Here is a 25498-nt window from a genome sequence, read left to right on the forward strand (position 1 = left end):
TCCATGGAACCTGCTCATCACACCATGAACGATCTATTTAATCAGCTCGGACTGCCCAGCAGTGATAAAGAGATTGATGCGTTTATTGAAAAGCATCAAACAATGCCACACCAAACAAAAATTCAGCATGCTGAATTTTTTTCAGACAGCCAGCAGGCATTTATCCAACAGGCTTATCATGAAGACGCTGACTGGGTCGTTGTGATCGAGCATCTGGATGCTCTGCTACGTGGAAGCTAGTACCAGCCCATACCGTTCGCACTGAGCCTGTCGAAGTGCATTACCAGCATCCTTCGACAAGCTCAGGATGAACGGAGTATCTATGAGCATTAACGCTTGGCTGCACTTGCGAGAAAATCCTTCCTGAACGTCAAGATACTGTTCTGTTGATATCAGCCCAGTCTCTGGCGGACAGCCTCAAACAAACAGACACCTGTCGCTACAGAGACATTCAAACTACTGACTGACCCAGCCATGGGAATAAAAATCAGTGAATCACACTTGTCCCGGGTCAGTCTTCTCATACCTTTACCTTCAGCGCCCATGACCAGAGCCAAAGAACCTTTAAGGTCGGTCTTGTAGATATCAGAAGCGCTTTCACCTGCGGTACCCATCATCCAGATACCTCGATCTTTCAGCCATTCCATAGTGCGGGAAAGATTGGTCACCTGAACCAGTGGAACATTCTCTGCTGCTCCACAGGCTACCTTTCGAGCGGTGGCATTCAGGCTGGCTGACTTATCCTTGGGCGTAATCAGAGCGTGCACACCTGCGGCATCCGCCGTTCTCAGGCAGGCTCCCAGGTTGTGAGGGTCAGTGACACCGTCCAGAATCAGAAGAAAAGGGGGCTCATCGAGGTTATTCAGAAGATCTTCAAGATCACCTTCCCGATACACTTTTGCCTGGGCAACACGAGCAACAATCCCCTGATGCACACCTTCTACCTTGGAGTCCAGGCGACTTCTCTCGACAAACCGTACCGTCACACCATGACTTCGGGCTTCATCAACCAAGCCACTGATTCGTTTGTCAGTCCGACCTTTCTGGATCAGAAGCTCAAGAACTTTTTCTGGAGAATGCTCAAACAGGCTCTGCACGGCATGCAGGCCAAAAACCAAATCGTCGCTCATTGTCTGGGATTTCATTAAAGGAAAAGGAGGAGTAAGAATGAACGAATAGTAGCAGACCAGCCTCTTCTGTTGGAACTCTGACCTATCCACCTAGGAGGCTGACCGAGAATAGCGTCCGAGCATAAAATTCAGTAGAACGAGTCAGCTTTTTCACTGAATTTGTGCGAATAGTTGACCTATTTAAGCAAATTCAGTGGAAAAGATGGCCGTTCTTTCTGGATTTTAGGCCGGACTGTTTATTCTCGGTCAGCCTCCTAGTATTGCTAACAACTGTGACAGCATTTCTAACAGCAGTAAAACTCTTCTGCAGACTCCTTGTCCAATAGAAACAATTACATCAACCCGGAGCCTCTTCCATGCTAACACAGATCATTCAGAAACCACGCAAACAGCAACCGATAGAGCCCAGGACGCCAACGGAGCAAAGCAAAACACCTAATGACACGCCTAAACAGATAGTCGGTGGTTCTCTGGATAGAACCCACGACCATTGGAGCCAGCACCCGAAATGTTCTGAACGGAAAGTGGAATGGATAGAAAAGCGTCAATCGTTGGTGCAACCTCTTCCAAATGAATACTATAAACTTCCTGATGGTATTGATTCCAGCGCTCTGGACAGGGAGTTCGACCAACTATTTACTGAGCTGGAAAGCTTCTCTCTGGAGGAACATTGGCTCTCCGAAGAGTTTGGGTTAGACGCTGGTATTTTAGCGAAAAGGATACAGGCCGCTGAAAAAGATGTGAAAGAACGTTTATCTCTGGAAAAAGATGTTGCTGGATTTGTAAACAAACTGACTGACAATTTTATCTCACCGGAAAAAAATAAAGCGGCAACACACTTTATTACCTGTATGGAAGAGTTCAGAAGGATAGCCAAAGCTCTGCCAAAATCTGAATTTTCCAGAAATCTTATTAAAAAAGCTTTAAATAAACTGGCAGACCAGATGGATTTCCTTACAGCGGAAGTTAGAAAACACTGCATTAGACAAACCTACCGCCACCTTGAAAAAGATAAAGTCATGGACAGGTGCTCAACAGAGGAACAGAAAAATCAGGTACAGGCTGTACAAGATTTAATGGCATTTGAGGAGTATCAGCTGGATATTAACGCCATAGTCAGTGAAGTAGTCGATCCTTCCCAACCTGGAGACTCATCGGATGAAGGTGAAGGCGAAGAAGCATTATCTGGTTCAGATCATGCTCAAATGAAACAAGAAGCAGCAATAAAGGCTAAAGAAATAAAGGCTAAAGAAATAAAGGCTAAAGAGTGGAGTGAAAGAAAAGCCAGAGAAGATGAAAACTTTCAAATAGCTATCACCTCGCTAGATGATATTACAAGACAAATACAGGAGCTAGAGGCTCGCAGAAAGAAGGAGGCGTCTGATCGTTTAAACCCATGGCAAAAGCTTGTGGAAAAAAAGGAGCAAGAAGCTTTAGAAAAAGAAAAAATATTGCCTTCGCCCTCAACAGTTTCAGTACCTGCCAGGCCAATTCCATCACCCAAAAGCATTGAAAAAAGAGAAGACAATGCTCCTAAGCCTGTTCCTTCATCAGTAATGCCTTACGCACATTTATATCCTGCTTTAGACGGCATTAAAGACAGAGATGGAAAACCTGAGGATAGCTCTCTACCACCGCCTTCTATAACTCTGCAGCCTACTCCATCAGTGCCGGTTGAACCTGTAAAAGCAAAAGAGATTACGAAAACGAATAAGAAATTTAAAATAATTGAGCAAAGAAAGCAGGAGGTTGCCGACGCTCAGGGAGAGCAAGACAAAATGGCTGAAGCCACTAAAAAAATGGTTTTTATGGCTGACCAAGTGAATAAAAAAGTGACTGAAAGAACAAGAGATATTGCAAAGAAACCACTCTCCAAAGACAAAGTAATCAGTAAAATCGGACACCTTGTCGATGTACGAGCCATTCAGGATAAGATCGTGCCCCCAGGAACACGCCCTTGCGAAGTAGTAACCGTCAATGAGGCAGAACCTGGAAAACCCGCCAACATACATGGCACTTTAGTGGAACTTCTTGAACAGCCAGTCATGAGGCGATTTGATTCTCAATCTGATGCATCTCCTGACCAAGTCAGAAGCTGGTCTCTCCAACAGTTGAGAGAAAAGTTCGAAGAAAAAGCTGATCGATTCAGCGAGCCCCAGAGAGAGTGCATAATAAAGCATTTACGTACACTAAAAAGCTTTCTTGGAAACAAAAGTTACCCCTTTAGCTATTTCAGAAACATGACAACACCCGTGAAATTACCAGAGGAGCCATTTGGTTTGATTGCACAGAGCCTGTACGATGAATGGATAGGATTCCCAATGGTTTCCCATGGAGACTACGCAAAAATTCATGCCTTTGATGATTCGACGCTCTCCCGTTTTCTGTCTGAAATATTTTCCGAAACCACTATGACGGTTTTGGAATCGCTATTCCCCAATAAAGCAGGAATAAAAGGAGTAATCAGCGGCAAAGACTTATGCTCCAAGCCCAAAGATGCGTTTGATGTTGGGTGCGTGACGCACACTAACGATATTCGCATAGCGATGTTGTATTCACCCTCTAAGCGTTCTCACTATTTAGCAGTTCGAGAACGTGGAAAAGAAAGTGTTATCCGCTGTAAAGGGAAAAACACCAGTGAATATTTAGGGGGAAGAAGAAGCACCAATATCGCCTACCAAAGCATAAAAGTACCTATGATCGGAGATAATGGATCTTCAGCGCTGGCGATTTCAAAGAGTAATCCTCTGCCCTACAAACCAACATTTTGAAGGCTGAACGGTATTGTTGCAAAGTGAGCAAAGCCCTGTGAGCCTGAGAGAAGCAGGTGATCGGGGTGAGTGAACGGTATGGAGATTAAGACTTAGGAATAGTCCGTAAATAACTTCCTTATTTGACCACCCCCCGTTCGGGCTGAGCCTGTCGAAGCCCAGAGCCACCTCCCTTCGACAGGCTCAGGGTGAACGGAGTTCATGTTTTAATCGGGAAGTTATTTCAAGACAAATCCTTAGATTCATTAGGCTCTGAGGCTTCGCTCCTTTGCTGCCTACCCACACCTTCAAGGGTAATGGGCCCAGGAGGCTGACCGAGAATAGACAGCCCGGCCTAAAATCCAGAAAGAACAGCCATCTTTTCCACTGAATTTTATGCTCGGACGCTATTCTCGGTCAGCCTCCTATCCAGGGTATTTTAAAGACTCAGGTTTGACATTCATTGATTTTAAAAACACGCTGAGCATTTTCACGGAGAAACTTCGGCCAGACCTCATCTTTGAAAGGCACGTCAGGCATGTCTCTAAAAATACGATCCAAAGAGATCCCCATAGGAAAATAGCCGGCATACATTACCTGGTTTGCCCCCCGAGTATTGGCAAAATCAATAATGGATTCCGGATAATATTTGGGGGCAAAAGCACTGGTGGAATAGTAAAGATTGGGGTACTTGAGCATCAGCTTCCAGGCCAGATCATCCCAGGGTTCACCGCCATGCCTCATGACCACTTTCAGCTCAGGGAAAAACCAGCAAACTTCATCTAATAACTCTACCTTTTGAGGTGCCATAGGCAGACGAGGGCCTGGTACGCCGACACAAACACAAAACGGCAGATCCAGCTCCACCAGCTTGGCATAAATGGGATACCACTTTTTATCGTTGATCGGAACCTGAGGACAAAGACCTGAGGGAAAGCCCGTCACCGCCTTGAGTCCGTATTCGTGATACAACCTTTCTATCTTGCGTACTTCATCCATTGCATTGTTGGGATTCGCTTCATAAGAAGCCATAAAGCGCTCTGGGTGGCGACGCAGGGCTTCCATAGCGGTTTCATTATTCTCATCAAACCCCATCAACGCCTTTTCAATATTATGCTTATCCATCTGCTCCAGCGTGTAAGCAATATAATCTTCTTTCTTACCCGCTTGAGGAATATCCTTGAACATATACTGGGCTGGCATTTTGAAGAGCTCACGGCTCTCAGCATCCAACAGCATCGGCTTCATATACTCGTACCACTGACTGTTGTCTTCACCGGGTACGCTAAGCATTAGATCAATGACTTTGATATCGCTGGGCATTGGCATCTTTCTGGCCCCTTTATTCTTATTGTTATTTACCCGACTATTGTGCAGAGCAGGACAGGAGTCGGCAACTTCTATTCAGGCTATCGACTTAAATCCATAGCCTGAATGAAGATTATCTGACAGGAAGCACATACAAAAGGACTGCAAAGAAATGGCAGACACTGCCACCCAGAACAAACACATGCCAGATAGCATGGTTGAATGGCAGCTGTTTCCACAAATAGAAAACGGCGCCCAATGTGTAAGAAAGACCACCCGCGACCAGCCAATAAATACCTTCCATTGATATCTGACTGGCCAGTTCTTTTGAAGCAAACAGCACCAACCAGCCCATCAGAATATACGTCGCTACTGAAAGCTTTTTGAATCGGGGGCCAAACCAGACCTTGAAGACAATCCCTGTGATAGCCAGTATCCAGATGATCGCGAACATGATCCAGCCCACTGTTCCTCTCATGCTGACCAACAGGAACGGAGTATAGGTTCCGGCAATTAATAAATAGATGGAACAATGATCCATCAGTTTGAAGACCTTCTTGGTCTTTTCATGCTGAAAGCTGTGGTACAACGTTGACGAAAGAAACAAAAGTACCAATGTTGCTCCATAGATACTGAAGCTGACAATCCGCCACACGTCTTGCTGCTGGGCAGCATAGACCACCAGCAGGGTCAAACCCGCAACACTAAGCAAAGCACCCAGGCCATGAGTGATACTGTTCGCGATTTCTTCTGCCAGGCTGTAGCTTCTGGCCATCAAGTTGTTTCCTTTAGGGTAATCAGTTGCCATTTTATCGTAAAAACCTTTTCACCACCGAAAGGCGCAAGTATGAGTTAAAGCCACTTTGGGCCGATTCGTAATCGTTTTTATCTTCAGTAAGCCTAAAAGCACAAAAACAGTGCCAATATTCATGGCTGAGTTGATTATTTCGCCATCATACAGGGATATGGGCCCAACTCTGACTGGCAATTCCACTTAAAGCCAGAACCCCTCGGAAATAATGCTCCTGAGCAAGCCCTTTTTTCTACACTCTCTGTGAACTTAGCAACAAGATTGCGATCAAAACTAGGACTTACGCATTGACAGCACCTACTGAAGTTTGATGACGGCCAGAAATAACTGTTTTTTTCCAGGGATGAAAGTGAGAAGTACAACTCGCCCAACGACTGCACGATGCACCCTTTCGCAATACATGGGCTTTTTGATTAGTGAACCAAAATCATCAACATGCACAAGGCTGACAGAAGTGGCTGGCACCCCTCACGATAGCGCTAATCATTTTCTGCACCGCGAGGATTATCAATCATCAAACAAGGTTCATGTTCGCCGTTGAAAAAACAGGACAGTATCACTGGAAAAAGGTCAGTGGCAGCAGGTTCAGCATCTTGAAATACCAGATGATGGCCTGAACGCGTGGGTCAAAGATTTTGGCAAGGTCAGGTTGTTTAGGACGATACTAAAAGACCATTGTCGCCACTACGTTTCGCCAGCCTATTGAGCTTTGTATATCTTCAGAAAATGCAGATAGCACAGGAGTTTACGAATATTTATCAGCACCAACGTGAGCTATTTAAAGAGACGGTGGGTGCTTTCATTGAGCGTTTTGCAAAGGGCAAAGATTACCTGCTGCCAAAATTGGCAGGTGCCATCAATGCGTAAGTCCTACTAAACCACTTTTTTACCTCAATATTTATTGCTTAGGGTCCAGAACCTGACTAATGAAGCTGTATTCTTTTATCGCTTTGTGGAGGCATCCACTGGTAGCAGGGATCGTTATCTGGACCCTGGGAACCTGCTTACCTTTACAATCGAATCAGGCCGATCAGATCCGTGGATGGCAGAGCAACCCGGCGCCTTTATTTCTTTTTCGAATCAAGATGATGAAAAGCGTTCTGGAGAAAAGTGGCACCAAAGTGCACCCCTTTACCAAAGCCGATCGCTGGCATACCCGGCTGACCCAGCTGGAACAAACCATCCGGCAAGCGGAGCTTAATCAACGCTATCCAGTTTCACCCGACTTTGCCAAAGCTGAGCGACTTATTGATAAAGCCCTTACCCATCAGCACTCCCGCCTTGCGCATGAACAGCACTTTTCTCAATCGATTCAGTCAGTCACACGATTAACTCTGAACTATGTCGAAGGTTATCTGCAGGAACATTACTGCCCGGGGCAAGCTTCCCGGATGATCGATAAAGGTCAGGCACTGGGGGCTATCCCCGGTTTGGCCGACTGGGTTCTTGGCGCTCAGAATGAGCTAAGCCAGCCCACCATCAAAAAGCTTCCTGTGACAATATCCAATACAGAAGCGCCCACAGATGCGTCTGGCGACGATACCTCCTCACAGCCCAGCCTGAGTATTCCTGAAAACTTTGAGCCCCTGATCAGAGAGTTGCAATCTGACCAGATCAAGCTGAACGCGCAGGAAGAACGTATCAACATTCTCTCTTCTGACCTGAGAAGCAAACAGTCAGAGCTTAGCCAGCAAAAAGAGCTGACAACCACCTTGCTGACTTTACGTCAGGAAAAAGAACGGATGCACCAGCAAATAAGTAACCAGAAGCAGATACTGGAAACGGCCAGTGTTGGCCTGGTCGCCGAACAGGACAGACTGAAGCAGCTGGAACAACAACTCTTGAGCGAAGACTTTGATACTCCCCTGCCTCAACAGGACGACCTTCCTGACTCACCTTTACTGCTGGACAGCCCTGAACCACAGGAGAATCCTTTTCAGCGTGACCAGTTCATTGCGAATCTCAAAAGAATCAAGCTAGAAGAACAGCAGAGTTCAATCCACCAACAACGCCATGAAGCTCTTTCAGAGTTGAGAAAAATAGAAGACCGGCAGAAACGCTTGCAAAGCCACCATCAGAATGTTCGGCAGGCACTTGATCGCTGGGCGTTGAAAAAATCCTCGATCGAAGAAATTCTGGACCAAAAAAATAAAAAACTAAACGGCCTGCAACTTGAGCTGGATAAACATCGACAGACTTTGGCAACAGGACTTCACCAGCAGGAAGCGAGAGCCAGAGAGATAGAAGATTTAAATACGGCTCTACTGGAAGATCAAACCGCTGACTTGTCTGCCAGGGTGAAAGCGTTACAAGAAACACTCAAAGACAAACAGGAAGAGTTTAGTGCGATAAAGCAGCAAAAAGAGCTGTGGACACGAGAAATAGAGGAGCTTGGTCAATCAGACAAGGTGACAGCTGAAGATCTGGAAGCTCTGCATCAGATGACCCTTAACCACGAGAAAACGTTTATAAAGCCTCTGCAAGACAACGTTAAACAGGCGGAGCATGAGCTGAGGCAGGAAAAAGACAGGCTCAAGAAGGCTCAAACGTCGCTGGATGAAGTCAATCTTGAGCACAACAAAATCACTGCAGAGATCAAAGGCAGCCAGTCATTAGTCCGTCAACTTGAACAAAAGCTAAAGCCGCACACCGTTGAAATTAAGGAAACTGAAGCCTCTTTGCTGGCTCATGAAGAGTTACACGACGATCTAATACAAAACCTCAATCGCGCTCAAAGTGAACTGGATCAAACCTCAAAAGACAATACAAGGCACACACTCGACAGGCAGCTTTCGGAGCTTAACCGACTCTTAGACAGAATCTCTGTAGACGAACAATCCAGTGACCCGCCTTTAGATACTGAAGTGTTCAATTCGGATCTTCCCAAGAATAGCAACCCGACATTAGAAGCCTATATTTTAGAGCAAAGAGAGCTTCTGGAAAAAAGACAGCACTCATACAATCAAGCACTCGAAGAGCAGCATACCGTTGAAAAAAATGCCTTACACCTTGATCAAGAGTTAAACGAACTGTTTTTTGAGCACAAACAGACGGCTTTAGAGAGTGATGATCTTTTGGGTGAGAAGAAACCCGTGGAAATCAGCGAAAATGATTATCAACAAAGGCTCCAAACGTTTTCAGCACAGGAACAGAGGTTGAACCAGCAAGTTGAAACCCTGGCAGGCGACCTGGAGCAACTGAATATACATCAGGAAGTGCTGGTCAGAGACAGGAATAATCATTGGGAAGCCTTAAACCGGCTAGCCAACGAGCATGAAACGCCCCGACAAGAGCCAAGATCGCCAGAGATGTCTGATACGGACTGGGGAGCTGGTTTTTCCCGCTGGGTTGTGGGTAACTCAGCCTGGATTGCTCCGGCTAACAAGGTTCTGGTCAGGGGGATGATTGCCTGGTATACCGCTTCAAGCGCCTATTACGGACTGTTAAGCTGGTATGAAGGCAGTCAGGAAAACTATTCAAAAACACAAGCCGAGGAGGCCTTGACAGCCGCTCTAAGTGATGACAACCTGGCTCTTTATGGCACAACACCCGCTCCACAACCCAAACCCGCTGTAAACAGTGTGGATTCCTTGAGGGTTAATCAGACATCCGAAGAAGCCCCGGTATGCCTGGCTCCCCAAACCCCCCCTAATGACAAACACAATTTTCATGAGTTTATTCTGAAGCGCCCTCCTGTTTCAGAAGTAAAACCAGTGACGCCACCACCTATCAACACAAACGACACTTGCCCAGCAACAGAAATAAAACCCGAAACGCCCCAGAAAATGGATCAACAGTCTTTACCGGTTACATTGAACAACCCAGACAAAGTGAACTCGAAAAGGACAGATGGCTTTACCGAAAAGTTTGACTTCAAAAAGTATGCCGACTCATTCCGAAAACCCGCTTTTTCTAAACCAGTAGCACCTCCGCCTGTAAAACACACGAAGCTGGAAAGGCCTGAGGCTTCCGATGGGTTCAGCCAAAAATTCGACTATAAAGTTTATGCTGATTCTTTCCGCCCACCCGAATGCCCGGCACCTGCGAGCATTAATACGGAGACAGTGTCGAATACAACTCAGCTTCATCCAGCCTCTGTCAGCCAGCCCGAAGATGTTCAAGGCTTTACCAAAAAGTTCGACTTTAAGGCTTATGCCGACTCTTTCCGGCAACCCACAAGCCCTGTACTGCCTGATTCAGAAGCTGACGAGAACCAGCAACTTGAACCTGCTAAGGCTCAGGAAGAGAGTTTGAATAGCGAACACGAAAGTGACCCCGAGCTTTCAGAACCTGAAGAGAACCCGGAAGAGTTACCCGAACAGAACGAAGAGCAGGCTCCAGAAAATGACCCTGAACCAGCGCCTGATGAGCCACAGTCAGAAGAACCACAAGTCGCACCCACTTTTGATCATCAAGCCCTACACCAACAAAGTATGCGTGATCGCAGTCATTCCATACAGTCGATGAATTCAGTGACTGGTCTCTTCACCTTGTCTTTCATGTCTGGAGTCTGGGACTCCTGCCATGCTATCTGGAACCAACATGCCTCTGAGGAACCTCTTGCACCGGAGTTCACTCATTTGTCCGGCTTTTCTTATGGCGACATGACGCTGGCGTCTAATGATCAGACAGGTCAGTGGTACACTTTTTTGCAAGGACACAGCCAATCAGGCTCTCATGAATCGACTCATTGGCAGGGCAGTACATTCTCCTGGGGAACTCTGGGTTTTATCAACGATAACTGGTTGGCCGGCTTGATGGTTTCCCGACAACGGGTCTCTATAAATCTTGATGTCAAAGGCGACTCAGTAAAGACAGAAGCCACCCAGTTCAGCTTGCTTTCATCCTTTCAACATTCTGCCTGGCGCCATAACTTGATGCTCGGACTGGGCTGGCCTGAATACCGTGTTAAAAGCCCGATCACCGGTGAAGATGACTTCCAAACCTTACAATGGCAGGGATACGCTTCCACAGGCTACCAGATTAAGCCGGGCTGGTTTAGCGACACTTTCAGTATTGAACCTCGCATTGAGATACTGAAAATCTGGAACAAGCCGACTCAACACAGCTTGAATATTGATCAGGATTCATCAGCATCCAATCTGAAATCAAACTCAGGGGCTGAGGTCTATCAACTGGGTGTTCAACTGGAGCTTCTGCTCCCTGGCATCAGCCAACAACAGCAATGGTTACTTTACGCTGGACGCCAACACGTCAGGGGCAGTGCTGAATTGAGCTATGAGCTGGTAGAAAGCTCAACCCTTGCCGAAACCCACAACAAGATCAGCAGCAAAGAGCAGGTTGATTACACTATTCTTGCAGCCAGCTTCCGCCATGAGCTCAGCAATGTTTTATCCATCAGCTTCAAGATCAACGGTCAATGGAGTCATGCTGGCAGCAACAGTGGTTTGAATTTGAATTTCACCCGCTCATTTTAAGATCAAAAAACCGGCAAGCAGCTGATCTTTAACTATGCTCTTTTGCTTGATTATAAAAAAAGAGCCGTCATCAATCATGAATAAAAAACATTGGTTTCTTGCCAGCAGTTTCGCAATTCTGACTCAATCAGCAGCCGGCTTAACGCCTCTGTTTCTGGAGCTTAAATTTCCAATTTGGTCACCGGCACTGAAATTTATTGAAGATCACAGGCTGCTTCAACTCAAAAAACCTGTGCCTTATCTGGACGCTTTAAACCACTCCTTTTTTATGCTCCCGATCCAGAGTGATTCACCTCTCTATATTCTGTTCAATGAAGACGCTGCCCCAAACACAGAAGAATGGAACATCAATCAATTTCTCACCCAAATGAATCAGAGCGATACAATCGTTCAAGCTCTGGAAGAACTCTTTGCGAGCCATTCAGACAGCCATCTTGATGCTATCTGCGAGATTATGCAGTTATTAGGTGCTCAGCCTCATACAGCCCAGTATCTGAACACTCTCAGCTTTAATATCAACACCCAGATACTGACCCATGCACTGCATCAAACCAATATCATCAAGCTTCTTCAAGCACTTTTAGACGGCTCTGATACCGGATGGCAAAACCTGATTTTAAACCTGGATGCCGCCGCCCAGCTATTGCACCTGGCATCACAACTGGTTGATCCACAGGTGCAAACAGTCTTGATCAATAGCATCGCAAGCCACCTTAACAGTGAGCACCTGTACGACTACATCAACAAACAAAAAGTGGTGGGCTTCCTATACCTCATCCACCACACTCTGGAGTTTTGGCCCATTAACGATGTTGACCCTTATGATCCAGTTTTTATGTCCAGCGCCGAGATTATTCTGGATTATTTACAAACCAGAAGCACCATATCCAGGTTTGGCCCTGTGCATGATATGCTCAACCTTCCAGCCAGCTTTGCCCGTATTTTTGCTTTTCGACCCGAGATAGTCGGTATTTATTATCAGGCTTTTGGGCAATGGGACTTTGACCCCAGGGCTTTGTATCAAGCTATGGCATTTTTTAAAGATGCTTTCATGGGTCATCCAGCCCAGATGAATAATGCCTCTCATTTATGCCTGTTGCGCTTCATTCAATTTTTCAAAAATCCTGAGCTTATGAGGATATTGACTCGACTCGCTGCTATTTCCCTCTATCAACCTATCATCTTTCAACTCTACCCAGTCTTTGCTCGATCAGCAGAAGAAGTGAGCAGCTGGTTAATAAACCCTCAAACTCCCCAACTGGCAATCGTTGGTATCTCTTTGCTGCACGTTACCAGTGCGAATATCTATCAGATACCCTCAACAAATAGGCGTTCAATGGCTTATTCTGTTATATCCACGATGGTCACACAGGCATTATCTGAAATTTATTCCGATGATACATTGCCCGATATTATTCACCATACCACCGCATTAATTCTGGATGTCTTTCCCGAGCTACAAACCTTGGATACTCCCGAAGCGTTATCGGAGCACCTCAACTCACTCATTCAGACGAACGAATTTAACCTGAGTCAGGTTATGAATTATCTGGAGATACCCGAGCTGGGTAAAAATGAGGCAAACACTCAACAATAAGTGAATATTGTCCACTATTGTTGAAATTTTTTTGAAATAAATGTGAAAAGTAAACATCATATAAATACAACATAATGCTCGCAGTAGAAGCCTTGTAAGAAATGAACATTTATTTCCCCCTTGGCTAGTGCAGTTCATAGACGCCTGTAGCGAATAATTAACAGCCCATAACAGTACTAATGAATAAAAATAAATGTTTATGGCATGTCGGACTCTTCCTTGCCGCCAGTATTTCAGGGAACGTTTTGGCATCCACTATTGATGATGTTACCCGTACCGGTCAGGATCGCATCCAGTCCGGCCAAAAAGCCCAGCAGCAGATAGAATCGATTGATAATCAGATCACATCTCTGGAAACAGAATACCTTCACCTCAGCAAGATTACAGAAGGTATCAAGACCTACAATTCCGTCCTCAAGCAACAGCTGGACAATCAGACGGCAGAAATAGCGGATATTCAGAACTCCATTGAAAATGCCGCCGAGATTGAACGACAGATCATTCCTTTAATTGATCGCATGATCGCTGCACTGGACTCTTTTGTCACACTGGACACGCCCTTTCTGCCTGAAGAACGGCTGCAGCGTGTCGAGTCCCTGAAAACCTTGCTGGGTCGTCCTGATGTTTCGACCGCAGAGAAGCTACGAAAAGTCTTTGAAGCCTACCAGGAAGAAAATAAATACGGTCGAACGATCGAAGCTTATCGTGGCCAACTGGAACTGGATGGTTCAGCTCGCGATGTCGACTTTTTAAGAGTGGGTCGGGTGGCTTTACTGTATCAAACGGCTTCAGGTGATCAGATGGGTGCCTGGAATGCGGCAACCAAGCAGTGGCAAAGCCTTGAAGCCTCTGACTACCAGCGTCATCTCAGTCAGGGTCTGAAAATGGCCCGAAAACAGACGGCTCCGGACCTGCTGTCTATCCCGGTTTTTAATGTTGATACCCAAGGAGAAGCCCAATGAGATTCATCAAGGCTATACTCCTCAGCGCAGTATTTATTCCTTCAGTGTTATCCGCCAATGAGCCGGTCACTCTGGACGCTCTGCTGGAACAAATTAAAAAAGGCAGTATTGAAGATCAGGCACTGCACAAAACCAGACTGGCTGACTTCAGAAAAACCAGAGCTGAGCAACAACAAAAGCTCAACAGCCTCCAACAGGAAAAAACCAGACTGGATCAGGTCAGTCAGGACTATGAACAGCAATACGAGCAAAACAGTCAGGCACTGGACGAACTGAACGAAGCTCTGTCCCTGAAACTGGGCACCATGAAAGAACTGTTTGGTGTGCTGCAGCAAACAGCCAATGAAAGTCGCTCCCAGTTCAATGGTTCTATTACCCAGGTTCAATACCCTGAGCGGGACCTCTTTCTGGAAGCCTTTTCTGAAAACATGGGCAAAGCCACCCGTCTTCCCGACTTACAGGATATAGAGCGACTATGGTTTGAGCTCCAACAGGAAATGACTGAATCCGGTAAGGTCGTGCGCTTCCAGGCTCAGGTCACCAATACTTCAGGAGAGATAGAACAGACAGACGTGACCCGAGTAGGTCTGTTTAATGTCGTCAGCCATGATAAATACCTGCAGTACATTGCCGAAACAGGCCGACTGATTGAGCTGCCACGCCAGCCACAAGGCCGCTATCTTGACTCAGTTGCAAAGCTGAATAGCTTTTCTAACAACACTGATAATACGACACCCATCACTTTTTCTCTGGACCCAACCAGAGGACAACTGTTGTCCATGCTGGTCAATGTGCCAGGACTGCAGGAACGTATTGAACAGGGTGGTATCGTGGGCTATGTCATTCTGGCTCTGGGATTACTGGCACTCCTTGTGACTCTGGAACGCCTGATGACGCTTGGGCTGATGGGAAGCAATATCAGGAAACAGATCAAGAACCCAGGCACCCACGGCAACAACCCACTGGGAAGAATTCTGGCATGCTATGAGAAGAATCGCTCTGCAGACCCCGAAACACTGGAATTAAAAATCGGCGAAGCCTTGATGAAAGAGGTGCCCGCCATACAGAAACGTCTGACCCTTCTTAAAGTGATTGCCGTTATCTCTCCCCTTCTGGGATTGCTGGGAACCGTTACCGGAATGATTGTCACCTTTCAGGCCCTCACTCTGTTTGGAACCGGTGACCCACGACTCATGGCTGGAGGTATCTCCCAGGCACTGGTAACCACTGTTCTGGGTCTGGCTGTAGCCATCCCAACCATGCTGCTGCACTCTCTGGTCTCCAGCAAAGCCAAAGTCCTGTCCCAAATTCTGGAAGAACAGGCAGTCGGTATTATTGCCGAGCAGGCGGGCAAGGTTCAGTCAGCACCTGAAACGACTGTTACCAGCCGTCCGAAAACCCCGGCTGAAGCCATAGCCTGATATCAGTGGGGAACAAGGAATGGAACAGATACTGATTTCGATCCGGGACTTTCTGGAGCTGGGGGGCACGGTTTTGACCGTCATTGCCGTGGTCACAGGAGTGCTCTGGATACTGGTTCTGGAAAGAATCTACTACCTGAAATTCCACCATCCAAAAATGGTGAAAAAAGCACTGACACTCTGGCAGGCTCAGGACCACAGCGAACCCTGGTTTACTCAAGCGTCTGCGGCCCAGGATAAAAATATTTCGAAAGCCACCTATGAAAATGACAAAAAAACGAAATATTTTTTCCAACAAAAGCTAAAACGAAGACTGATGTCTCTGGTCAACCTTAAATTGGAACGCAACCTTGCCTTGATCAAAACCCTCATTGCAGTCTGCCCTCTTTTGGGACTGCTTGGCACGGTTACAGGGATGCTGGAAGTGTTCGAAGTAATGTCTTTCACAGGTACAGGCAATGCCCGGGCCATGGCGTCTGGCGTGTCAAAAGCGACAGTGCCAACTATGGCCGGAATGGTCACGGCCCTGTCAGGCATTCTGATCATTACCTGGTTGCTGCGCACAGCGCAGAAAGAAAAACGGCTGCTGAATGAACGCATGCTCAACCAGGCACAAAGCCCTCAGTCCATAACAACAAAGCCCCTTTCTGTTTAGGAGATCCATACAATGAGAAAATTTTCCTGGCAGGAAGGCATGGGTGATGAGGAGTTGAATATTGATGTCACTCCCATGCTGGATGTGGTGTTTATTCTGTTGATCTTTTTTATCGTCACTGCCAGCTTCGTCAAGGAAGCTGGCATAGACGTCAATCGCCCACAGGCATCGACGGCCACACAACAGGACAATGCCAGCATTTTAGTGGCATTAACTGATGACAACAGTATATGGATTGATGGCAGAAAAATTGAGCAGCATGCCCTGAGAGCCAATATTGAGAGACTTCACGCTGAGAACCCTAAAGGTTCAGTGGTTATTCAGGCCGACAAGGATTCCCGCAATGAATTATTGATCGCAGTGATGGACTCTGCCAGAGCAGTAGGCGTCAGTAATGTCGCTATTGCTACCGTTGAGGGTGAATGACGTGAGTTCTGAAACCTTAATAGATATAGAGCAGAGCTTTCGGGAGCCGCTGTTAACAAAACGACTCTTCACGGTCGCTATTCCCGGTGTTGTGATCACTCTGGCTCTGTGCTGGGGAATGAAGGCTCTCATTGACCTGCCCTCTGGGAATACTGAAGCCCAGCCCTATGGTGATGTTCTGGACTTTGTCCGGGTCAAACCTAAAGAGGAGCCGGTAAAAAAGAAAAAGCGCCCTGCCAAACCGGAAACACCAGAAGCTCCTCCACCACCACCCGCAATGCCACAAGTCAGCACCGATGCTCCGGTTCTGGAAAAAATCGCTACTGGCCGCCCTTCTATCAACCCTGCCATCAATATGGATGGACTGGGCTTTAATCTGGGCAATCTTCAGGAAGGCGAGTACCTGCCTATTGTAAAAGTCGCTCCTATCTATCCGGAACGGGCCGTCAATCGAGGTATTCAGGGTTTTTGTACGGTGGAATACACCGTAACCCGGGAAGGAACGGTTAAAGATGTTCAAGTAGTCGAGTCACTTTGCGACAGCTGGTTGTTCCAAAAGCCATCCATCAATGCGGCTAAACGTTTCCGATACCAGCCAAAAGTAGTGGGCGGAAAAACTCAGGAAGTGAAAGGCGTTAGAAACCGCTTCACCTATCTCATTCAGGGAGGCGACAATGGTTAAGTTTTCCACACTCCGCAATACTCTGGCTTGCCTGGCTCTGGCTGCTTCAATGGAGCTACATGCTACGGCCATGTCTGAATCCGTTTATCGGGCATTAGAAAGTATTCGTGATCAGGTCAATCAAACCCAGTATCAGGAAGCCCAAACTGAGCTGCAATTACTTTTAAAAGACAATAGCCGACTGTCCTCCTACGAGAAGGCTCAAATCTGGAACCTGACAGGCTATACCTTCTATCTACAGGACAACTATCCCAAAGCAGTCAATGCTTATAAGGAAGTCCTGAAACAGGAAGACCTTCCCGATGCACTCAAACTCAGCACCGGAAGAACCCTGGCTCAACTCTGGTTCAGCACCGGAAAATATCAAGAAGCTCTCCAGCAAGCCATAGCTGTCACGGCCAACCAAAAGACCCAGGATACCGGCCTGAATGTTCTGATGGCTCACTGCCTTTACCAGCTAAAAGACTACCAAGAGTCTGCCAAGATGATTCAGTCAACCATTAGCGCTTCAGATAAGCCAGAAGAAGGTTGGTATCAGCTGCTGCGGGCCAACTATCAGACACTGGAAGATTATCCAGCTGTGGAAAAAGTGCTGGAAGAGATGGTGGCACGCTATCCGAAGAAGGAATATCTGCTGGCTCTTTCCGCCATATACAGTCAACTGGAGAAGCCCAAAAAACAACTGGTACTCCTTGAAGGTGTCTTTGAATCGGGTCAGTTAGACAGCGCCCCCCATCTCAAAGCACTAGGCACACTGCTACTCCAACAAAACCTTCCAATAAAATCTGCACAGGTGCTGTCCCGGGGTTTGAAAGCAGGCTACATGGAGTCATCTCTTGATAATCTGAAACTGTTGGCACAAGCCTGGTTACAAGCCCGAGAAGATGAGAAAGCGCTTCAAACTTTGAAGAAAGCAGTCATTCTTGATAACAGCGGTAAGTCTTCACTACTGATAGCTCAGCTGCATCTTCGATCCCAACAGTGGCCACAAGCAGAACAGGCTTTAAAAACCGCTCTTTCAAAAGAGCTGGATGATAAAGCCTCTGCTCAACTGATGCTGGGTATGACCTTGTTCAACCAGAAAAAGTATCAGGATGCTGTGGCCTCACTGGAGGCCGCTTCCAACCATAAAAAGACACGGACTTCTGCTCTACAGTGGTTGGACTATACCCGTGCAGAGATAGAGCGCAGTAAGGCTGAGATATGAAGTCGTCATAAAGTAAAGATGCTTTAAAAGACTTCTGCCTTTTTGATAGGATCGGACGCATTCATTTAAGGACAACAATATAAAAGGGAGTTTTAAGTATGGGAGCCTCACACCCTCTACTTTCACAGGCGTGTAATGGTTAGTCCGACTTTATGCTATTCGACAAAGACACTAATGGTGCCTGTGGTAGAAAAGTCTATGTAGCTTCTCACCTCGCTGGAAAGTTTGCCGAGCTGGTCAGTAATGATTCCAAAGGCCAACAAATCATTCATGGTATTAAACAGCTGAAATCTACTGCTGGTGGAATTTCATCCATGTCAGCCGCTGACGATGCCAGTGTTCACATGAGTGCTATTGGTTCAGTTCAGATCACTTACTTTATTCAACAAGCTATGCGTTATGGTGATCTTAGTGGTGTGATGATTACTGATATTTCTTCAGGCGACTTTGGGGATGATAAAGTACCTGGCGCATACCACATCAAATACAGTAAAAAGAGTGAGCGTTGGACAACCGATCATATTCAAGACCCGGAGCCATCCATTTCTACTAAAAAAGTAGCTATAAATGGAGTTTGTCCCAGATTTGAGGACACAGCAATACGAGTAATGCCGGAGATGGTAGAGAAGGCTTATGGAGATGCAAAGGACACTGGCTATACATTGATGTATCACCCCGAGAAATCATGTAAACAAGGTCGTTTATGGATAACACCTGACCAAAAAAAAACCAACTTCAACGTAGCTAGCTTAACTTTGGCAAAACTACTAAAAGATGCCCAACAAAGAAATAAAGAAACTCAATGGGTCATTCACGGTAGCGGCTGCCAGCTTTTTAAATCAGCTCTCTCTTCTTTAAAGGGACACTCCCTTGACAAAGTAGAAGTATTATTTGCAGCTCCTACCAAAGCATCTCTTGAAGAACTTCTACCCATGATACGCCATGCAGGAATAAGTCTTCATAAAGATATAGTAAAAGTAAATGGAGATGACTGGACAAGTGTTTCCAACCGACTATTAAGAAAAGGCTTCCAAAAAGAGCTGCAAGAATTTGGTGAAGAGTACAGCGAAAAGCTCGCAGTTATTCGAGAGCAGGTTGCTCAAGATAGAGTAACATTCAATGGTTTTGTTACCAGTGCCTTCAAAAATTCATTCGCAATAGCAGGTGGCTTTGCTGCAGGACAAGCTGTAAACCCTTCGATAGGTGGACTAACTGGAAGTGGCGTAGCTGGTGCTGTACTAGCCTATCCTGCAATGAAGCAAAAAGCTAAAAAAGTACGAAATATAATGGGAAATCTAACCACCAACCCCGATCTTAACCCTCACTTACATCCTTTCAAGAGCGCTCATGAGTTTAATGCGCACGTAGCTACTCAGAATGGGGGACATGCGAAATCATTCTTAGCAGTTGTAAAGAGTCTATGGAGTTAATGTATGTTAGGCATTTGGTTTCGACGTCTTTTTTCCACGCCACTCAAGCCTGCAGGGCAACCTAACTTCCAGAGTGCGCCAGAACAACAATTCGACTTATCAGGCACAAAGTTAATATTTCGAAACCCTCCACAGACGACAGCAGTTCCAAGAAAAATCTGGCCTGAATCACTTAATCTCTATACTCCAAGCAGGTTTAACGAATGGCCCGATGGAAAGGGTTCTACTACAACTTTATTCGAAAATGGTTGGTCTTACTTCGATCAACCTTGGGGTTTCGGAGACATTGGGGGCATAGCTGTTCAAATTATTATTCAAAGGCTCACTCCAAAATACAGGGAGATCGATTCTTTGTTCAAAAAGCAGGAGGCTATCAAATTAATTCTTAATAATTCAGAAGAATTCAGGGGGACACAGAACCAGCAGCTCATGGATGATTATGAGCTTCGCAGAAAAGAGATGCCATTCCTTGAACCACCTACTCTAGTTGTTTATCCAAAAACAGATGATGACTTAGTAGAGTTTAGGGTCAACAACCATTTCTGGCTTGTCAGTCAAGAGTCTGGGGGTATAAAAGGTAGCTGGACCCGAGATTACCACCTCCCTATAGGAGACCGACATATGTTGGTGATATCTATGAGAGCTACAAGCTATGGAGAATTCTACAGCGATAAACACAACGTCCCCCAGGAATGTGAAAAAACAGTCAAAGCATTCATGGAAAATGTTCATGTAGAGCTTTCGGATGAAGCAAAGCGGCAAAAAGAAGAAGCTCTCCGTCGGCTTGATCATCATTAAATCATTAATTTGATATATTAGACTGAAAATATGGTCATACCGAGAAGGAGCAATAGCTCCTTAATCAGGAAGACAAAATCAGAATAAAACATCATTTTATCTGAGTCACGGCACCTCTCTGGCTCTTAACTTTTTAGATATGTGACTACCCCTTCATAATCCACGCTCTATTCTTTTCTGTCGTGATACCCCCTGCTTTGGCGGTACAAGCCTGAGCATTCTTTTGTTTCTTACCTGGTGGGTCGAATCTATGCACTCTTTACTCAGAGTTGTTAGTAGTTCAACCATTGTCCTGCTATACCTTCTTACCCCCCCTGCCTGGGCGGGTCCCAAAGTAGCCAAAATTGTTGATACCCATCGTCCGGAAGAGCACGCATACAACCTCCCGAGACCAGAAAAGAAAACGATCCACCGTATTGCAACCCACCAGTCTCGCGTCGTTCAATGTCGATCCCCAGCTTGCCACAGCAGGACGATCCAAAAACCACAGAAATGCGTAAACGAATGCTTACCCGCGAGAGAAAGCAGTATCAATGGAGTTATGACCTTGAGTCACTGAAAGGCATCCCAGCCTTAAAAGAAACGCCCTACGAAGTACAACCGAATGGCCGCTGGCATAAAGAAGTGGTCAAAACGGTAGCCAAATTAGGTGCCAATGCAGCGGCTAATGGCGTCGCGTCTTACTTTGCGGGAGAAGGAGAGGAAGACCAACTGGACGAAGACGGCGTACCCACGTCCTTTCGTGAAGAAGTCTTAATGGATATCGTTGGTTTTTTGACCGATGTATTAAGTGATGAATCAGCCAGGCACTCAAGAAAACTGGACGAATACGATCAACTCTTCAGCATTATCTCCAAGCCAACAAGCAGCAGTATTTTTCATTCTGACCGGTACTTCGCTCAGCTGAGACTGGCAGGCCCAAACCCCATGCTGATAACTCTTATCCATGAATTACCCAGCAAACTGGCAGTCACTGAGGTTGGTTTTCAACAGGCACTAAAGTATGCAGACACTTTATCCACAGCGCTGTCTGAAAAGCGGGTATTTATTGTCGACTATCACGAGCTACTGCCCCTGGCTAAACATCCCAATGATGCAGTCAGGCAAGTCTTTGCCCCCATAGCACTTTTTTGCCTGACGCCAGATAGAAAGGACCTTTTGCCGGTAGCGATCCAATATGGACAGGATCCAGAAAAAACCAAAGTGGTCTATGTCGAAAGTAATCGTAGTGCACCAGGCTACTGGCCTTGGCAAGCAGCAAAAACGATTGTTCAGGTCGCTGATACCAATCATCATGAAATTCTTGTTCATCTCGGTCGCGCTCATCTGGTCGCAGAAGCTATTTCCGTCGCAGTCCATCGAGACCTGGCCCCTATACACCCTCTCTACAAGCTATTGATCACGCATTTCGAAGGGACTCACACAATCAATGCTCTGGCTGCTGCCACCCTGATCAATAAGGATGGCATCATTGACAATATTTTTGGCGCTAAGATCGAGTGGATACAGCATCTGGTTGCCATGGATCGACATAAGTTCGACTTTACGTCCAACATGTTGCCTGAAAACCTTAAACTCAGAGGTGTAGACACGCTGTCTGTATTACCGGATTACCCATACCGTGATGACGGTTTGTTAGTCTGGAAAGCCATTCAGGAGTGGGTCAATGAATACATTACTCTCTATTATTTTTCTGATGCAGATGTGTTCGGAGATAAGGAACTGGGCAGTCTACTGGAAACACTGGAGCTGAATGGCCAGCTCAGAAATCTGCCAGCTGTCTCTACCCGAGAAGCCTTGGGAGACTTTTTGACTATGGTTATTTTTACGACATCGGCTCAACATGCAGCAGTTAACTTTCCTCAGAAAGACCACATGACATACGCGCCTTCTACCAGCGGTGCCGTCTGGGGGAATAACACCGAACAGGTAGAAAGTCAGGAAGACTGGCTAGGTATGCTCCCACCCAAAGAGGTAGCCAGAAGACAGTTCAATGTTCTATATGCTCTGGGCGATATCCGTCATACACAACTGGGTGATTATTACGATAACAAAGAGCCTTATGCTCTTATTTTTCAGGATCCACGAGTCACAGAAGCAGGCGGCCTGCTGGAGAGATTCAGAGAAAAACTGAAGAATATCGAGTCCGTTATCAATAAGCGGAATGCAAAGAGATCGCTGGTATACCCTTACCTGCTTCCCAGCCAGATTCCCCAGAGCATCAATATCTGATTTATGATGACTTGAAAGGAGGGCTATATGCCCTCCTTTATTTTGCCTTTCTCTTTCTTGGTTGCTTGCTGGCCGGTTTGCTTGCAGCAGGCTTTGCTGAAGGCTTATTACTTGCTGATGGCTTTCCGGTTTTTTTCTGAGCGGTTTTGGCCTTGTCCTTCTGCTTGCGGGCAGGCTTTCTCTTTTTGTCCGATTTTTTACCTGACTCTTCAGACTTGGCAGCATCCATCAAGGCTTTTTTCGCGGCCCTGCTTTTAGCCACGCTGGCCAGTTGCTTTCCACCCTTGCCAGGGCTTTTTCTCGATTTACGTGCGCGAGGTTTGAGCGAAGCACCTGTGGATAACTCAAAGTCTATTTTCTGATCATCCAGATTGACACTGGCAACTCTCACTTCAATATCATCGCCCAGACGATAACTTTTTCCGGTTCTTTCACCGACCAGACGGTGATGAACAGGGTCGTAGTGGTAATAGTCACCAGGCAAACCGGTAACGTGAACCAGACCTTCGACAAAAATATCATCCAGCGCAACAAACAGACCAAACCCAGTGACGGATGCAATCACCCCCGAGAATGTCTGCCCTATATGCTGCTGCATATATTCACACTTCAGCCAGTCCATAGCATCACGGGTAGCTTCGTCTGCTCGGCGCTCAGTGGCTGAACAGTGTTCACCCATAGCCAGCACTTCGTTGCCATCATAGGGATAGATGGTCTTCTTATTCATCTCCTTTGCACCAACACGAGTGACATGTCGTGTTTCTACAGCAGAGCGAACAATATGACGAATAGCCCTATGCACCAGCAGATCGGGATAACGTCGAATCGGCGAGGTAAAATGCGCATACTCATCAAAGGCCAAACCAAAGTGCCCTTGATTATCAGAGGTATAAACAGCCTGACTCATGGAGCGCAGAACAACGGTCTGGATCACTTTGTAATCAGGCCTCTCTTTCACAGACTCAAGTAGCGCCTGAAAATGAGCGGGTTTTAGTTTACCTGCAGGAAGTGACAACCCCAGACTGGCAATAAAGCTGTTCAGATTAAGCCGCTTTTCCATCGTCGGCCCTTCGTGCACCCTGTAAAGTCCTGGAATTTTGTGCTTATCCAGAAACTTCGCAGCACATACATTCGCACAGAGCATGCACTCCTCAATGAGCTTATGAGCATCATTACGAGCAGCTGGAATAATCTTTTCAATCTTTCGGTTACGACCAAATACGATCTGGGTTTCAACCGTTTCAAAATCAATAGTCCCTCTTTCAGAACGAATGCTCTTCAGAACCTTGAAAAGGCCATAAAGATCTTCAATATGAGGGACCAGAGCTTTTCTTTCCTGTCGTAAGGCCTTGCCCTCATCACTGAGAGGCTTTGACAGCATTTCCCAGACCTGGGTATAGGTCAGTCGGGCATGGGAGCGAATCAGGCCCTCAAAGAACTTGTAACCGGAAATTTTACCATTGGCGCTGATGGTCATTTCGCAGACCATGGCCAAACGATCCACTTCAGGATTCAGAGAGCAGAGACCGTTAGACAGCACTTCCGGCAACATGGGAATAACATGCCCCGGGAAGTACACAGAAGTGCCCCGGTTATAGGCTTCCTTGTCCAGCGCAGTGCCTGGCTTCACATAGTGAGAGACATCAGCAATGGCAACAAATAAACGCCAGCCGCCGCTTTTCTTTGTTTCGCAGTAGACTGCATCATCAAAGTCACGGGCATCTTCACCATCAATAGTGACAAATGGAGTCTCTCTCAGATCAACCCGGTTACTCTTATCTCGTTCTGTCACTTCTGGTTTGAACTTTGCCACCTGCTCTTCAACTTCAGGTGGCCACTCGTGGGGAATGTTGTGAGTGCGCACAGCGACATCCACTTCCATGCCCGCATCCTGCCGTTCACCCAGAACCTCCTTGATCAGACCTAATGGCTGAATTCGCCTTCCCGGCTGTTCAAGAATTTCAACCAGAACATATTGCCCGTGACTGGGCATCAAAGGACCCGGTTTGATATGAATCTCACGATCAATTCTGGAGTTTTCCGGTACCACAAAAACATTGTCGTGTTCCATATAGAAACGGCCTACCAGCTGAGTGGTATTACGCTCTATGACTTCAACAATCTGGCCTTCTTTGCGTCCCTTGCGATCAACACCTGTTTCGCGAATGACAGCACGGTCACCATCAAAAGCCTTTCGCATTTCACGCCAGGAGAGGTAATAGTCTTCCCCACCTTCATCAGGAATAAGAAAGCCAAAGCCGTCCTTATTACCCTGAATACGCCCTTTCACCAGATCCATTTTACTCAGCAGGCCGTAAGCTCCCTTTCGGGTTTCCAGCAGCTGTCCGTCACGGATCATGGCTTTGAGGCGGAATAGGAGGGCTTCCTGTTGCTCAGGAATCGTCACTCCCAACTCACGACACAATACTTTATGGTTCGCCGGAGCCCCCCGCTTTTCCAGGGTTTCCATAATAAACAGACGACTGGGAATAGGATTGTCGTAGCGGGCCGCTTCGTCAGAAGCCTGGGAGTCCAGCTCTTTCCACCCTTTTTTGGGCATGGGGTCTATCAACCTCTCGGTGTTCTTAACATGTCTATCGGTACATAGCAGTGTAACCCGATATGGGAAATAAGCGCTGCATCTTTGTCCA

General features: G+C 46.5%; 17 protein-coding genes and 1 pseudogene. 14 read left to right on the plus strand and 4 right to left on the minus strand.

The window, feature by feature from the left end; genetic code table 11:
• The first annotated feature begins 3 nt into the window (after window positions 1–3).
• The gene (locus GZ78_RS10860) at window positions 4–240 is read left to right on the plus strand and encodes a DUF2789 family protein (protein WP_034835353.1); all 237 of its coding nucleotides are present in this window, start codon (window positions 4–6) and stop codon (window positions 238–240) included.
• A gap of 152 nt (window positions 241–392) precedes the next feature.
• Here GZ78_RS10860 and rlmB read toward each other — a convergent pair whose 3' ends face one another.
• Window positions 393–1130, minus strand: a complete 738-nt coding sequence (gene rlmB, locus GZ78_RS10865) for a 23S rRNA (guanosine(2251)-2'-O)-methyltransferase RlmB (protein WP_034835355.1) — start codon at window positions 1128–1130, stop codon at window positions 393–395.
• 524 nt (window positions 1131–1654) lie between these two features.
• On the opposite strand from rlmB, the gene GZ78_RS10870 reads away from it, so the two are divergent.
• A complete protein-coding gene (locus tag GZ78_RS10870; RefSeq protein ID WP_034835356.1) occupies window positions 1655–3901 on the plus strand; it encodes a hypothetical protein in 2247 nt (748 codons plus the stop codon).
• Window positions 3902–4327: 426 nt separating this feature from the next.
• On the opposite strand, the gene GZ78_RS10875 is transcribed toward GZ78_RS10870, so the two are convergent.
• Both GZ78_RS10875 and trhA read right to left on the minus strand, forming a co-directional pair.
• Window positions 4328–5203, minus strand: a complete 876-nt coding sequence (locus GZ78_RS10875) for an amidohydrolase family protein (protein ID WP_236631529.1) — start codon at window positions 5201–5203, stop codon at window positions 4328–4330.
• Between the two features lie 118 nt (window positions 5204–5321).
• Complete coding sequence (gene trhA, locus GZ78_RS10880) at window positions 5322–5963, minus strand: PAQR family membrane homeostasis protein TrhA (protein WP_034836449.1); 642 nt, start codon at window positions 5961–5963, stop codon at window positions 5322–5324.
• Between the two features lie 385 nt (window positions 5964–6348).
• Between trhA and GZ78_RS28305 the strand changes: the two are divergent.
• The 12 genes and pseudogenes from GZ78_RS28305 (at window position 6349) to GZ78_RS10935 (ending at window position 22847) form a co-directional block, all read left to right on the plus strand.
• Window positions 6349–6866 (plus strand): annotated as a pseudogene (locus GZ78_RS28305) (hypothetical protein).
• A gap of 59 nt (window positions 6867–6925) precedes the next feature.
• Window positions 6926–11437 (plus strand): autotransporter domain-containing protein, encoded by a 4512-nt coding sequence (locus GZ78_RS10885; RefSeq protein ID WP_034835358.1) that lies wholly within the window; start codon window positions 6926–6928, stop codon window positions 11435–11437.
• Between the two features lie 76 nt (window positions 11438–11513).
• Window positions 11514–13034 carry a hypothetical protein gene (locus GZ78_RS10890; protein ID WP_034835360.1) on the plus strand — a complete coding sequence of 507 codons (1521 nt, stop codon included), beginning with the start codon at window positions 11514–11516 and terminating at the stop codon, window positions 13032–13034.
• 179 nt (window positions 13035–13213) lie between these two features.
• Complete coding sequence (locus GZ78_RS10895; RefSeq protein WP_051786057.1) at window positions 13214–13996, plus strand: DUF3450 domain-containing protein; 783 nt, start codon at window positions 13214–13216, stop codon at window positions 13994–13996.
• On the plus strand, window positions 13993–15417 hold the full coding sequence (locus GZ78_RS10900) for a MotA/TolQ/ExbB proton channel family protein (RefSeq protein WP_051786058.1): 1425 nt from the start codon (window positions 13993–13995) through the stop codon (window positions 15415–15417). Before GZ78_RS10895 ends, GZ78_RS10900 begins: the two co-directional genes overlap by 4 nt.
• A gap of 19 nt (window positions 15418–15436) precedes the next feature.
• Window positions 15437–16072 carry a MotA/TolQ/ExbB proton channel family protein gene (locus GZ78_RS10905; protein WP_051786059.1) on the plus strand — a complete coding sequence of 212 codons (636 nt, stop codon included), beginning with the start codon at window positions 15437–15439 and terminating at the stop codon, window positions 16070–16072.
• A 12-nt stretch (window positions 16073–16084) separates the two neighbouring features.
• On the plus strand, window positions 16085–16498 hold the full coding sequence (locus GZ78_RS10910; RefSeq protein WP_034835361.1) for an ExbD/TolR family protein: 414 nt from the start codon (window positions 16085–16087) through the stop codon (window positions 16496–16498).
• A 1-nt stretch (window position 16499) separates the two neighbouring features.
• On the plus strand, window positions 16500–17180 hold the full coding sequence (locus GZ78_RS10915) for an energy transducer TonB (protein WP_051786060.1): 681 nt from the start codon (window positions 16500–16502) through the stop codon (window positions 17178–17180).
• The gene (locus tag GZ78_RS10920; protein WP_034835363.1) at window positions 17173–18387 is read left to right on the plus strand and encodes a tetratricopeptide repeat protein; all 1215 of its coding nucleotides are present in this window, start codon (window positions 17173–17175) and stop codon (window positions 18385–18387) included. Before GZ78_RS10915 ends, GZ78_RS10920 begins: the two co-directional genes overlap by 8 nt.
• A 152-nt stretch (window positions 18388–18539) precedes the next feature.
• Window positions 18540–19817 (plus strand): hypothetical protein, encoded by a 1278-nt coding sequence (locus GZ78_RS10925; RefSeq protein ID WP_034835365.1) that lies wholly within the window; start codon window positions 18540–18542, stop codon window positions 19815–19817.
• Window positions 19818–19820: 3 nt separating this feature from the next.
• Complete coding sequence (locus tag GZ78_RS10930) at window positions 19821–20615, plus strand: hypothetical protein (RefSeq protein ID WP_034835366.1); 795 nt, start codon at window positions 19821–19823, stop codon at window positions 20613–20615.
• Window positions 20616–21059: 444 nt separating this feature from the next.
• Window positions 21060–22847: a lipoxygenase family protein gene (locus GZ78_RS10935; RefSeq protein WP_034835369.1), complete on the plus strand. Its 1788-nt coding sequence runs from the start codon at window positions 21060–21062 to the stop codon at window positions 22845–22847.
• Between the two features lie 37 nt (window positions 22848–22884).
• Here GZ78_RS10935 and rnr read toward each other — a convergent pair whose 3' ends face one another.
• Window positions 22885–25407: a ribonuclease R gene (gene rnr, locus GZ78_RS10940; RefSeq protein WP_034835371.1), complete on the minus strand. Its 2523-nt coding sequence runs from the start codon at window positions 25405–25407 to the stop codon at window positions 22885–22887.
• Between the last annotated feature and the right edge of the window lie 91 nt (window positions 25408–25498).

Source organism: Endozoicomonas numazuensis (assembly GCF_000722635.1).
GTDB classification, from domain to species: Bacteria; Pseudomonadota; Gammaproteobacteria; order Pseudomonadales; family Endozoicomonadaceae; genus Endozoicomonas_A; species Endozoicomonas_A numazuensis.

What these genes read in the sequence shown, in the direction of transcription:
- GZ78_RS10860 (WP_034835353.1), top strand. Translation starts at nt 4, where the DNA reads ATGGAACCTGCTCATCACACCATGAACGATCTATTTAATCAGCTCGGA.
- rlmB (WP_034835355.1), bottom strand. Translation starts at nt 1,130, where the DNA reads ATGAGCGACGATTTGGTTTTTGGCCTGCATGCCGTGCAGAGCCTGTTT.
- GZ78_RS10875 (WP_236631529.1), bottom strand. Translation starts at nt 5,203, where the DNA reads ATGCCCAGCGATATCAAAGTCATTGATCTAATGCTTAGCGTACCCGGT.
- trhA (WP_034836449.1), bottom strand. Translation starts at nt 5,963, where the DNA reads ATGGCCAGAAGCTACAGCCTGGCAGAAGAAATCGCGAACAGTATCACT.
- GZ78_RS10885 (WP_034835358.1), top strand. Translation starts at nt 6,926, where the DNA reads ATGAAGCTGTATTCTTTTATCGCTTTGTGGAGGCATCCACTGGTAGCA.
- GZ78_RS10890 (WP_034835360.1), top strand. Translation starts at nt 11,514, where the DNA reads ATGAATAAAAAACATTGGTTTCTTGCCAGCAGTTTCGCAATTCTGACT.
- GZ78_RS10895 (WP_051786057.1), top strand. Translation starts at nt 13,214, where the DNA reads ATGAATAAAAATAAATGTTTATGGCATGTCGGACTCTTCCTTGCCGCC.
- GZ78_RS10900 (WP_051786058.1), top strand. Translation starts at nt 13,993, where the DNA reads ATGAGATTCATCAAGGCTATACTCCTCAGCGCAGTATTTATTCCTTCA.
- GZ78_RS10905 (WP_051786059.1), top strand. Translation starts at nt 15,437, where the DNA reads ATGGAACAGATACTGATTTCGATCCGGGACTTTCTGGAGCTGGGGGGC.
- GZ78_RS10910 (WP_034835361.1), top strand. Translation starts at nt 16,085, where the DNA reads ATGAGAAAATTTTCCTGGCAGGAAGGCATGGGTGATGAGGAGTTGAAT.
- GZ78_RS10920 (WP_034835363.1), top strand. Translation starts at nt 17,173, where the DNA reads ATGGTTAAGTTTTCCACACTCCGCAATACTCTGGCTTGCCTGGCTCTG.
- GZ78_RS10925 (WP_034835365.1), top strand. Translation starts at nt 18,540, where the DNA reads ATGCTATTCGACAAAGACACTAATGGTGCCTGTGGTAGAAAAGTCTAT.
- GZ78_RS10930 (WP_034835366.1), top strand. Translation starts at nt 19,821, where the DNA reads ATGTTAGGCATTTGGTTTCGACGTCTTTTTTCCACGCCACTCAAGCCT.
- GZ78_RS10935 (WP_034835369.1), top strand. Translation starts at nt 21,060, where the DNA reads ATGTCGATCCCCAGCTTGCCACAGCAGGACGATCCAAAAACCACAGAA.
- rnr (WP_034835371.1), bottom strand. Translation starts at nt 25,407, where the DNA reads ATGCCCAAAAAAGGGTGGAAAGAGCTGGACTCCCAGGCTTCTGACGAA.